This window comes from Flavobacterium sp., assembly GCF_043779715.1.
Lineage (GTDB): Bacteria > Bacteroidota > Bacteroidia > Flavobacteriales > Flavobacteriaceae > Flavobacterium.
The window spans coordinates 1-11,770 of sequence record NZ_JAYWDT010000279.1 but is presented as its reverse complement, the minus strand read 5'-3'; the positions used below and the strand labels follow the sequence as shown (position 1 = coordinate 11,770).

The window sequence follows — 11,770 nt, the reverse complement described above, 5'->3', positions numbered from 1 at the left end:
AAATATAAATGGCAACTTATAATAAAAGAGGATATAAAGCTTCAAAACCTGAAGACGAAAAAGTAGATACTGACGTAAATGATATTGAAAACACAATCAATGTTGATGAAAAAGACAGTAATGTTGCTAATGTTTTAAATACATTAGACGATACGGCTTCAAGAACAGAAGAATTTGTAGCAAAAAACCAAAATATCATTTTATCTATTGTAGGTGGAATTGCGTTGCTTACGGCAGGATATTTATTGTATAATAAATTTGTTTCTGGACCAAAAGAAAGTGAAGCAGCAAGCGATATGTTCCAAGCACAACAGTATTTTAAGAAAGCTGTAGAAGGAACTGCAAGCGATTCATTATATAATCTAGCCCTAAACGGAGGAGATGGAAAACAAGGTTTTTTAGATATTATAAAATCTCATTCTGGTACTGATGCTGGAAATATTGCAGAATACGGCGCAGGAATGGCTTTTTTGAATACAAAACAATATCAAAAAGCAATAGATCATTTGATGAAGTTTGATACAGATGAGTTTGTTACACAAGCTATGGCGACTGGAGCAATAGGTGATGCTTATTCAGAATTAAAAAAACCAGAACAAGCTTTAGAATTTTATGTAAAAGCAGCAGAAAGTAATAAAAACGATCTAACAACCCCACGTTTTTTACTAAAAGCAGGTCAAACAGCTATGTCTTTAGGTAAAAAAGCTGATGCGTTAAAATATTTTACAGATATTAAAGATAATTTTGATGCAACTCCGGAAGCTCAAAATATCGATGCTTTAATAGGAATGGCACAATAAATTCAATTAAAAATTACGAATTAAAAATTAAAAGCATTTATGTTAATTTTTAATTCGTAATTTTAAATTTTTAATTGACAAAGATGGCTACAGCAAATAAAAATTTATCAAATTACGATAAGAACACAATCCCAAACGCGAAAGATTTTCGGTTTGGGATTGTTGTTTCAGAATGGAACGATCATATTACTGAAGGATTATATTCGGGTGTGATTGAGGCATTAACCGATTGCGGTGCTTTACACAAAAATATTATCCGTTGGAATGTTCCAGGAAGTTTTGAGCTCGTTTACGGCGCAAAAAAAATGATTGAAACACAAAAACCTGATGTTGTTATTACAATTGGATGTGTGATAAAAGGCGAAACAATGCATTTTGAGTTTGTTTGCGAAGGTGTAACGCAGGGTGTAAAAGATTTGAATGTTTTGTCTGATGTTCCTACCATTTTTTGTTTGTTAACCGATAATACCGAACAACAATCTATCGATAGAAGTGGCGGAATACACGGGAACAAAGGAACTGAAGCCGCTATTGCTGCAATAAAAATGGCTTACTTGAGACAACAAGCTAATTTGGGTTTTCACCAAAGTGAAAAATTATTAAGCGCAAACCAATTGCAAATAGAAGGTTTGCCTTTGAAGATTGAAGAGTAAGTGTCTATATTATATATAAAAGAAAAACCTGCTAGATAATTTTAGTAGGTTTTTCTTTTTTTAAGAAACCTTTAATATTAAAATACAAAACCTTTTCCTTAAATTTGTAAACAATGGTTTTTAAACCAATACCAAATAATCCAAAACTCAAAATACAATAGTGTCAAGTATTATACAATTACTTCCTGATCATGTTGCTAATCAGATTGCCGCTGGCGAAGTTGTTCAGCGACCGGCATCAGTAGTCAAAGAATTGTTAGAAAATGCTATCGATGCTGGAGCTTCCGATATCAAACTTATTTGTAAAGAAGCAGGAAAAGTATTGGTTCAAGTGATCGATAACGGTAAAGGAATGTCGGTTACTGATGCGCGATTGTGTTTCGAGCGTCATGCTACTTCAAAAATTCGCCAAGCAGAAGATTTATTCGATTTACATACTAAAGGTTTTCGTGGTGAAGCCTTGGCATCTATTGCTGCCATTGCTCATGTAGAAATGAAAACGAAGCAAGACCAAGAAGAATTAGGTACTCATATTATCATTGAAGGAAGCAAATTTGTGTCGCAAGATGTTGCTGTTTTACCTAAAGGAACGTCATTTTTAGTCAAAAATTTATTTTTTAACATTCCAGCAAGGCGTAATTTCTTAAAATCAGATATTGTTGAGTTGCGTCATATTATTGATGAATTTCAACGAGTAGCATTGGCACATCACAACATACATTTCACTTTTTATCATAACGGAAGCGAATTATTTAATTTGCCACAATCGAATGCGAGACAAAGAATTGTAAATATATTTTCAGGTAAAACCAATGAAAAACTCGTTCCTATTCAGGAAACTACCGATATTTTATCGATACAAGGATTTATAGGAAAACCAGAATTTGCGAAGAAAAATAAAGGAGAACAATTCTTTTTTGTAAACGACCGATTTATAAAAAGCGGTTATTTGCATCACGCTATTATGAATGCTTACGACGGTTTACTTCGCGATGGCGCGCAACCAAGTTATTTTTTATATTTGACAGTACCACCACATACTATCGATATTAACATTCATCCCACAAAAACAGAAATTAAGTTTGATGACGAACAGGCTTTATATGCCATTTTGCGTTCGGCAGCGAAACATAGTTTGGGACAGTTTAATGTTGCTCCAGTTTTAGATTTTGAAAGAGATTTTAATCTTGATACGCCTTACAGTTATCAAAATAAAGAAGCTGAAACACCAACAATTCAGGTAGATAGTAATTTTAATCCTTTTCAAGAAGAGAAAAAGCAATCAAGTTTTAGTTATAAACCAAAGACAGGAAATTTGCCACATTGGGAAAGTTTGTATGTGGGTTTAGATTCAAAAGGAATTGATATTGAGGAAATAAATTTTGAATCGGAAACGGTTACAAGTTCTTTATTTTCTGATTCGGAAGTAGAAAAAGCACCAACGACAACGTATCAAATTCATAAAAAATACATTGTAAATCCTATAAAATCGGGTATGTTAATCATTGATCAGCAAAGAGCGCACCAACGCATTTTGTATGAGCAATTTTTGACCAATATCACGATTCATCAAGCCAATAGCCAGCAATTGTTATTTCCGATAACTTTATATTTCTCAGGAAATGAAATTGCATTAATACAAGTTATACAACAATCGTTAGAAAGTACAGGATTTGTGTTTGAGGCAATAAACAAAGATTCGATTGTCATCTCCGGATTACCAGTCACAGTTTCAGAAAGTGAAGCTTCGATAGTTTTAGAGCAATTAGTAAGCGATTTACAAGAGGAAGTTCCCGATAGTAGTTTTAGCCAAATGGATAGCATGGCAAAAAGTATGGCGAGAAGTTTAGCAGTAAAAACTGGAACTTATCTCACAGAAGAAGCACAAGTAAACCTAGTAAATAATTTATTCGCTTGTAAGGAAGCAACAGTTTCGCCTTTTAATAAAACAACTTTTATCACACTAAGTGTAGAAGATTTAGATAAAAAATTTAGTTTATGATGAACAATATGACACCAACTGTTAAGCAATTACTGATAATTAATATTATTTTTTTCCTTGGAAGTATGGTTGTACCCAATGCGGAACATCTCTTGGCATTGTATTATTTTGAGAACCCAAGTTTTAAAATTTGGCAACCAGTAACACACATGTTTATGCACGGAGGATTGATGCATATTGCCTTTAATATGTTTGCATTGGTATCTTTTGGGAGTTTATTAGAAAGTATTTGGGGAAGTAAAAAGTTTTTATTTTTTTATTTTTCATGCGGATTGGGAGCGGCATTAGTTCATTCAGGAATGAATTATTACTATTTTCATGATAGTTTAAATATATTGACAGCTAACGGAAATTCAGCTCAAGATGTTTTAAAAGTTCTAATAGATGGAAAATATAATACTTCTTGGCAAGAAGTATTGTCAACTTCACAATTTGATAATCTAATGTCTTCATTTACTATTCCCGCTGTTGGAGCTTCGGGCGCTATTTATGGACTATTAATTGCTTTTGCTTTTATGTTTCCAAATGCTGAATTGGCATTAATGTTTATTCCAGTTCCTGTAAAAGCTAAATATTTTGTTCCAGTTTTAGTTGGTTTAGATTTATTTTCAGGTTTAACAGGATATTCAATTTTTGGCGGAGGTGTTGCTCATTTTGCCCATGTTGGGGGTGCATTAATAGGATTTATTATTATGTGGTATTGGAAGAAAAATTCTTTCAATGACAAACGTTGGAACTAAAAATATTAATGACAATGTCAAAAATCAATATCAATAGAGAAAAATAAAATGAATATTTTCGACGATTTAAAACTGCAATACAAAAATGGCGATATGGCTACCAAATTAATCTTTTGGAACCTGTTGCTATTTGCTATTCCCGAAATTGTATTTGCTGTTTTGCAGTTGTTTCATATTGAGATTAATTATTTTAATTATGTTGCATTGTCTAATCATTTTAGTGATTTAGTATTACAACCTTGGACAATTATTTCGTATTCATTTTTTCATAGCGGATTTTTGCATCTACTTTTCAATATGATTATGCTTCATTTTTCGGGTCGATTGTTCGTTACGTTTTTCACACAAAAGCAATTATTTGGCTTGTATGTTTTGGGAGGCATTTTTGCAGGAATTGTATATTTAGTTTGTTATACGTTTTTACCTTCATTATCTAATCAAAATACTCTTTTGGTAGGAGCTTCAGCATCAATAATGGCAATTCTTTTTGCAACAATGACTTACCAACCTTTTATGGAAATTCGTCTAGTATTACTGGGCTCGGTCAAGCTTTGGTATATTGCAATATTGTATCTAGTTGTCGATTTAATTCAGTTGCCTTTAGAAAATACTGGCGGACATTTATCACATCTTGGTGGTGCTTTATTCGGGTTTGTATATATTAAATTATTGCAAAACGGAACTGATTTAACCAGAGGTTTCAATACAATAATCGATTGGTTTGCCAATTTGTTTTCACCAAAAAAAGCAACGCCATTTAAGAAAGTATATCGCAATCCGAAATCAGCAAATGCTACTAAAACTGCAAGTAAAATCATAACCAAAGACAAAACACAACAACAAATAGATGAAATTCTAGATAAGATTAGCAAATCGGGTTATGATAGTTTGACTGCCGATGAAAAAGAATTTTTATTTAAAGCAGGGAAGTAAGATTCGAAATTTCTGACAAAAAAATCGTTTATTTGTACTAGAATTCAACAAAGTAAGAAAATGAAAAACCTATCTTGGTTTAATAAATTAGCTTTTTTTTGTAATATAGTTTTAACTGTATTAACTTTTGTTGCTTATGTTTTACCATTTTTAGCGCCCAATTGGTTTCCTTTTTTATCGGTGCTTACTCTAATTTTACCTTTGTTTTTAATACTTAACGGTTTGTTTTTTGTGTACTGGCTTCTGCAATTTAAAAGGCAAATGGTTTTGTCAGGGTTGGTACTTATTTTAGGGATTACATTTATCAATAAATTTTATAAATTCTCATCAAAAGACATAGAAACTTCAGACAAAGATTTTGTCGTGATGAGTTATAATGTTCGGTTATTGAATCTTTTTAACTGGATTCCAGGAGATAATGTAGCACAAGATATTTTACATTTTGTAAACGAAAATAATCCAGACGTATTGTGTATTCAGGAATATTCGACTTCTGCAAAAATCGATTTAAAAATATATCCGTATAGTTCTATTTTTATGAAAGGCAAAAAAATTAGAACAGGACAAGCTATATTTTCTAAATTTCCTATTGTAAACGAAGGCGAATTACCATTTCCAGATTCTAACAATAATGCTATTTTTGCCGATGTAAAAATAGGAAAGGACTTAGTAAGAGTTTACAATATACATTTACAATCGATTAAAATTTCGCCCGATGTTAAAGAAATTAATGAAAATGTGGAAGGAATAAATCAAGAAAAATCTCAAATTATTTTTAATCGAATCAGTGAAGCTTTCAAAAAACAACAGCAACAAGGTGAGATTATTATGAACCATAAAAAGTCATGCAAATATCCAATTGTAATTTGTGGTGATATGAATAATAGCGCATTTTCTTATGTTTACCGAAGTATAAAAGGAAATATGCAAGATTGTTTTGAAGAAGCTGGAAGCGGTTTTGGACAAACTTATAGTTTTAAATATTATCCTGCGCGTATCGATTATATTTTTGCCGATAGCAAAATGCGTGTAAAAAGCTTTACTAATTTTCCTGATTTTGTAAACTCAGACCATCTTCCAGTGATGACAAGATTGTCTATCGACTAGAGTTGCAAAGTTTGATTTTTTAAATAATCTAACGCAAATCGTCCTTCGTTAAACAATAAATCTAGAATACTTAGATTGTTTATAAAACCTTGTTTTTCCTGGAATACTTGTGTGTAAGAACTAAAAGTATTGTTGTCTTTTTTTCCGTTTGCTAAAACTCTAAAATCATCTAAACCATTTACTTCATGAAAATATTCAATAGTTTTTTGTGGTGCAAAATCAAGTTTCAAACATTTTGATACAATTTCGACGGTTTCGATATTTAAATCCATCAGGAAAGTATGTTTTTTTGTAAAAATCGGCATCAATGCATCTTCATAATATTCAAAAAAGGGAGAATTTCTGTATGATGCTTCTAAGGTTTTAAAATGTTGTTTTTGCCAATCGAACGTAGTTTCTAACTTTACATCTTTGGTCATTTGCTTACTATTCGAGTTTTTTACAGGGATATTTAGCAGAAAAACACCATTTGGACTATACAAATACATTCTGTTTCTGTTGGTTTGTTTCTGGAAATTATCTTCCATTTCAAACGTAACAGTATTAGCTTTTGCCATTGCTACAAAATGACTTATAGATGGGAAATAGGTTGGATGTAGTAAAATGTTCATTCGGTTATAATATGTCTAAAGTTTGAAAGTCATAAAGTCGAAAGTCTTGAAGCTACAACTTTAACGCTAACTTTATGACTTTCGACTTTAAGACTTTGGACTATTTTTTTCTTTTTCTAAAATAATCAAACCCAAACCAGCCTACTAAAAGTATTAAGAAATATTTGAAGTAAGAAGTTGGTTGTCCATCTCCGCCAACAGTACAAAATAATCTATCCCAACGGATTTTATCGATGGCTTGTGACCAAGGCAAATTTGGATCGATACTCCACCATATAAATACAGGTTTTCCAACCACGTGATCAAACGGAACAAATCCCCAGTAACGACTGTCCTCAGAGTTTGGTCTGTTATCTCCCATCATCCAGTAATAATCTTGTTGGAAAGTATAGTTTGTTGCGGGTTTGTCATTTATAAATATTTGACCTCCTTTTTCTTCTAATTTATTTCCTTCATAAACAGTAATTAATCTTCTATAAAAAGGTAAAGATTCTTTGTTTAAAGCTACTGTTTTTCCAGCTTCAGGAATGTATATTGGACCATAATTATCGATATTCCAGTTTTGAGTATGAGGAAATACTGCTAAATCTGGTTTTGTATTGATGTTTTTTGTTACAGATTTTACACCTGTAATTTGTCTTACTTTAGCTGCTGCTTCATCAGTTACTGCTCTAAATAAATAAGTATTTTCGGCTATAGCATAAACACCATCTGTAATTTGTAAATCTTGCATGATGTATTTTCCATCAAGAACAGATCCATCAGTTACAACTGTATATGAATATTGAACTTTTGATCTTTCAGGGAGAATTAATCGTTTGTTATTTATGTAAACATCTCCGTTTTTTATCGAAACATTATCTCCAGCAATTCCCTGACAACGTTTTACATAATTTGTTCTTTTGTCTAGAGGTTTGTCTACATGTCGTTTAGAGGTGTCAAAGAACTTATAAACTGTATCATTTGGCCAGTTGAAAACGACAATATCATTTCGCTTGATGGCTTCTAAACCTGGAAATCTAAATGAAGGTAATTGTGGCCAACTAAGGTAAGATTTCGTTCCAATTAAAGGAATGCTATCATGCACCATTGGTAAAGCAACGGCTGTTTTGGGCGTTCTTGCTCCGTAATGAAATTTGCTTACAAATAGGAAATCACCAATTAACAAAGATTTTTCTAATGATGCAGAAGGAATATTAAACGGTTGTAATACATAACTGTGAACCATTGTTGCTACTACAATAGCAAATAATAAAGAGCTTACAGTATCTCCTGTTTTTGTAGTCGCAACTAAACTTCTGTCGCGTTTGTAAGTTACATCCTCAAAATAATTTATATAATAAATATAAAAACCTAAAGTTACCACACCAAGAATGGTGTCTTTAGTTGTGTTTTTGCCAAAACTTCTTAAAGTCTCTACCCAAACCACAATAAACATAATTAGGTTTACAACAGGTACAAATAATAAGGCTGTCCACCATGTTGGACGGTTCATAATTTTCATTAAAACGATTGCATTATACACAGGAATCGCTGCTTCCCAAGATTTTCTACCTGCTTTTTCGTATAATTTCCATGTACCTAAATAATGTACTACTTGAAGTACTAGGAAAAATATAAACCATTGTAATATTGACATAATTTGGATTGTTAGACTTCTTAGATTTGTAGACTGTTAGATTCTTTAATCTTCCCGAAGTGTTAAATTTTTTAATTTTATTTTTTCTGTTGTGTTTATTCTCTAAAATCTAAGAAGTCTAAAGATCTAATAATCTAAAGATCTAAATTCAAGACATCTTTCATTGTGAAAACTCCTTTTTTATGCTGAAGCCATTCTGCTGCGATAACGGCTCCAAGTGCAAATCCTTCACGACTGTGTGCTGTGTGCTTTATTTCTATTTGGTCGACACTAGAATCATAAAAAACGCTGTGTGTTCCGGGAACATTTTCTATTCGTTTGGCATCAATATAAATCTCTTTTTCAGTAGGATTTTCTAATGTCCAACTGGTATAATCAGTTCCAAAATTTTGGGCTTCGATAATACCTTTTGCTAGAGAAATTGCTGTTCCGCTCGGTGCATCTAATTTTTGCGTGTGGTGTATTTCTTCCATCGAAACTTTGTATTGTTTTAAATTTGACATCATTTTTGCCAAATAGGTATTCAATTCAAAGAAGATATTTACACCCAAACTAAAATTTGAACCATATATAAAACCTCCGTTTTTCGACTCGCAAAGCGAAACCATTTCGTTATAATGTTCTAGCCAACCTGTGGTACCACAAACTACTGGTACATTAGTATCAAAACATTGTTTTATGTTACAAACTGCACTATCTGGTATACTAAAGTCGATAGCAACATCTGCATTTTCAAGACCTTCATAAGTAGAATCTCTCGATTTTCTTAACACAATTTCATGACCACGCTCTAAAGCAATTTTTTCAATTACTTTGCCCATTTTGCCATATCCTAAAAGTGCAATTTTCATTATTCTTTGTTTTTGAATTTTTCTGCTAAAGCTAAAATGAGTAAACCTGTAGTTAATCCGATTACAAAAATGGATAGGAATTCAATGCTACGAATGTCTTCCGTTCCTTTCATTCTTGAATAATTACCAATAGATAATAATAGTAATATTGCCATGATAGGTAGCTTTCTTTTTCCCATTTTTCTAAAAATTATAATTTAAACTTACTCCTAAATTTTGAGTATAATCGAATTGGTTTTGTTTTATTTCTGGTCTAACAGTCAATTTCCCATTTACATTAAATTGGCGTAAATGACCGTCAACATTAGCATCGACAATATTTAAAATGTATAAGGCAACAGTTACAAGTAAAGATAAATCTTTGTATCGTTGATGAAATTTTTGCGCATCAATCAGTTTTTCTTCGCTTAAATAAACACCGCCATTAAGTTGGTTGTTATAAGCATCGGTGCTTTGTGTACCCAAAAGCAATCGTTCTTTGTAGGCATCGCGATACTCATTGTATTTTTTTTTGTTCCAAGTATAAGCATAAATTCCTGTACCAATAGCTGCAAAAACAACAGGTATTTTCCAATATTTTTTGTTGTATGCTTGCCCCAATCCAGGTAAAAGTGCCGAATAAAAAGCAGCTTTGGCAGGAGCTAAAGGGTTAATTTTTGTTGTGGTAGTGTCTAAAGCAATTAGTCTTAAATCGTCTTGGCTAAATCCAGAAAAATTTCCGAAAATAGCAACAAAAAATATTATGTAAAACCAGTTTTTCACTAACCTTTTATTAGTTTAATAATTCTATTAAAATCTTCTTCAGAATGAAATGGAATCGTAATTTTTCCTTTTCCGTTTCCAGCTACTTTCACATCTACTTTAGTACCAAAATAATCATTAAATGATTTTTTTTCAGTTTCATTGATATCAAAAGAAGATGATTTTACTGTCGATGCTGTTTTTGGTTTTAAACTTTCTTGGTAGTTTTTTACCAAAGCTTCAGTTTCACGAACTGAAAGGTTCTGACTGACAATTTTTTGATAAATATCAGTTTGAACATCATGATTTTCGACATTTATAATCGCACGACCGTGACCCATAGAAATGAATCCGTCACGAATACCAGTTTGAATAATTGGATCTAGTTTTAATAAACGCAAATAATTTGCCACTGTCGAACGCTTTTTTCCAACACGGTCACTCATTTGTTCTTGTGTGAGCTGAATTTCGTCGATTAATCGTTGGTAAGACAATGCGATTTCGATTGGATCTAAGTCATGACGTTGAATATTTTCGACCAATGCCATTGTTAATGATTCATTATCATCGGCTAATCTGATATAAGCGGGAACAGTTGTTAAACCTACAATTTTTGAAGCACGCAAACGACGCTCTCCAGAAATTAATTGGTATTTGTTAAATTCAGTTTTACGAACTGTAATGGGTTGAATCACACCTAATTCTCTAATAGAAGTAGCCAATTCTTGTAAAGAATCTTCGTTGAAATTAGTTCTAGGCTGAAACGGATTTATCTCGATAAGATCTAACTCTAATTCGATGATGCTTCCTACAACTTTATCTGCATTTTTATCTTTTACAGACGTAATATCATTTTCTGGATCCTTCAGCAAAGCTGATAATCCTCTTCCCATTGCCTGTTTTTTTACTGCTTGTGCCATATTAATTAGCTATTTTTTTTAATAATTTCGTGAGCCAAACTCAAATAATTTGCAGCTCCTTTGCTCGTTGCATCATAGTTTATAATGCTTTCGCCGTAACTTGGTGCTTCGCTCAACTTGGTATTTCTTTGAATTATAGTTTCAAAAACCATATTGTTAAAGTGTTTTTGAACTTCTTCAACCACTTGATTTGATAATCGAAGGCGAGAATCATACATCGTTAGCAATAAACCTTCAATATCTAATTCTGGATTGTGTATTTTTTGAACACTTTTTATCGTGTTTAGTAATTTACCCAAACCTTCCAATGCAAAATATTCGCATTGAATAGGAATCACTACAGAATCAGCCGATGTTAATGCATTCAGAGTTAATAAGCCCAATGATGGCGCACAATCTATAATAATATAGTCGTATTTATCTTTAACAGAAGCCAAGGCTTGTTTAAGCATGTATTCTCTATTTTCCTTGTCTACTAGTTCAATTTCAATAGCGACTAAGTCAATATGAGCAGGAATTACGTCTACGTTTGGTGCCGAACTTTTTACAATCGCTTCTTCGGGCGTATTGCTGTGTTCAAGGATTTGGTAAGTTCCAATCTCGACATTATCTACATCAATTCCCAATCCGGAACTGGCATTTGCCTGCGGATCAGCATCAATTAATAAGACTTTTTGTTCTAAAACACCTAGAGATGCTGCTAAATTTATAGATGTTGTGGTTTTTCCGACACCACCTTTTTGATTAGCAATTGCAATGATTTTACCCATTTT

The 11,770-nt window shown here is 32.3% G+C and carries 13 protein-coding genes; 6 read left to right on the top strand and 7 right to left on the bottom strand.

Annotated features, from left to right (window positions below; genetic code table 11):
* The first annotated feature begins 8 nt into the window (after positions 1-8).
* The 6 genes from ACH2BG_RS13580 (at position 9) to ACH2BG_RS13555 (ending at position 6,235) form a co-directional block, all read left to right on the top strand.
* Positions 9-800, top strand: a complete 792-nt coding sequence (locus tag ACH2BG_RS13580; RefSeq protein WP_395048232.1) for a tol-pal system YbgF family protein — start codon at positions 9-11, stop codon at positions 798-800.
* An 83-nt stretch (positions 801-883) separates the two neighbouring features.
* Positions 884-1,453: a 6,7-dimethyl-8-ribityllumazine synthase gene (gene ribH / locus ACH2BG_RS13575; RefSeq protein WP_395048231.1), complete on the top strand. Its 570-nt coding sequence runs from the start codon at positions 884-886 to the stop codon at positions 1,451-1,453.
* 160 nt (positions 1,454-1,613) lie between these two features.
* Positions 1,614-3,455, top strand: a complete 1,842-nt coding sequence (gene mutL / locus ACH2BG_RS13570; RefSeq protein WP_395048230.1) for a DNA mismatch repair endonuclease MutL — start codon at positions 1,614-1,616, stop codon at positions 3,453-3,455.
* Complete coding sequence (locus tag ACH2BG_RS13565) at positions 3,455-4,195, top strand: rhomboid family intramembrane serine protease (RefSeq protein WP_395048233.1); 741 nt, start codon at positions 3,455-3,457, stop codon at positions 4,193-4,195. The genes mutL and ACH2BG_RS13565 overlap by 1 nt, the downstream gene beginning before the upstream one ends.
* Before the next feature lie 48 nt (positions 4,196-4,243).
* On the top strand, positions 4,244-5,128 hold the full coding sequence (locus tag ACH2BG_RS13560; RefSeq protein ID WP_395048229.1) for a rhomboid family intramembrane serine protease: 885 nt from the start codon (positions 4,244-4,246) through the stop codon (positions 5,126-5,128).
* A gap of 60 nt (positions 5,129-5,188) precedes the next feature.
* Positions 5,189-6,235: an endonuclease/exonuclease/phosphatase family protein gene (locus ACH2BG_RS13555; RefSeq protein ID WP_395048228.1), complete on the top strand. Its 1,047-nt coding sequence runs from the start codon at positions 5,189-5,191 to the stop codon at positions 6,233-6,235.
* Here the strand turns inward: ACH2BG_RS13555 and ACH2BG_RS13550 are convergent.
* The 7 genes from ACH2BG_RS13550 to ACH2BG_RS13520 all read right to left on the bottom strand — a co-directional run bounded on the left by ACH2BG_RS13550 (position 6,232) and on the right by ACH2BG_RS13520 (position 11,767).
* Positions 6,232-6,846, bottom strand: a complete 615-nt coding sequence (locus ACH2BG_RS13550) for a WbqC family protein (RefSeq protein ID WP_395048227.1) — start codon at positions 6,844-6,846, stop codon at positions 6,232-6,234. The two genes, ACH2BG_RS13555 and ACH2BG_RS13550, sit on opposite strands and share 4 nt — an antisense overlap.
* A gap of 100 nt (positions 6,847-6,946) precedes the next feature.
* Positions 6,947-8,485: a signal peptidase I gene (gene lepB, locus ACH2BG_RS13545; protein ID WP_395048226.1), complete on the bottom strand. Its 1,539-nt coding sequence runs from the start codon at positions 8,483-8,485 to the stop codon at positions 6,947-6,949.
* Between the two features lie 134 nt (positions 8,486-8,619).
* Positions 8,620-9,336, bottom strand: coding sequence for a 4-hydroxy-tetrahydrodipicolinate reductase (gene dapB, locus ACH2BG_RS13540; RefSeq protein WP_395048225.1), 717 nt, complete (start codon positions 9,334-9,336; stop codon positions 8,620-8,622).
* Complete coding sequence (locus ACH2BG_RS13535) at positions 9,336-9,515, bottom strand: hypothetical protein (RefSeq protein ID WP_395048224.1); 180 nt, start codon at positions 9,513-9,515, stop codon at positions 9,336-9,338. Before ACH2BG_RS13535 ends, dapB begins: the two co-directional genes overlap by 1 nt.
* 4 nt (positions 9,516-9,519) lie before the next feature.
* Positions 9,520-10,098 (bottom strand): DUF5683 domain-containing protein, encoded by a 579-nt coding sequence (locus ACH2BG_RS13530; protein ID WP_395048223.1) that lies wholly within the window; start codon positions 10,096-10,098, stop codon positions 9,520-9,522.
* Positions 10,098-10,997, bottom strand: a complete 900-nt coding sequence (locus ACH2BG_RS13525; RefSeq protein WP_395048222.1) for a ParB/RepB/Spo0J family partition protein — start codon at positions 10,995-10,997, stop codon at positions 10,098-10,100. The genes ACH2BG_RS13530 and ACH2BG_RS13525 overlap by 1 nt, the downstream gene beginning before the upstream one ends.
* A gap of 5 nt (positions 10,998-11,002) precedes the next feature.
* The gene (locus ACH2BG_RS13520; RefSeq protein WP_091477148.1) at positions 11,003-11,767 is read right to left on the bottom strand and encodes a ParA family protein; all 765 of its coding nucleotides are present in this window, start codon (positions 11,765-11,767) and stop codon (positions 11,003-11,005) included.
* Positions 11,768-11,770: the final 3 nt, after the last annotated feature.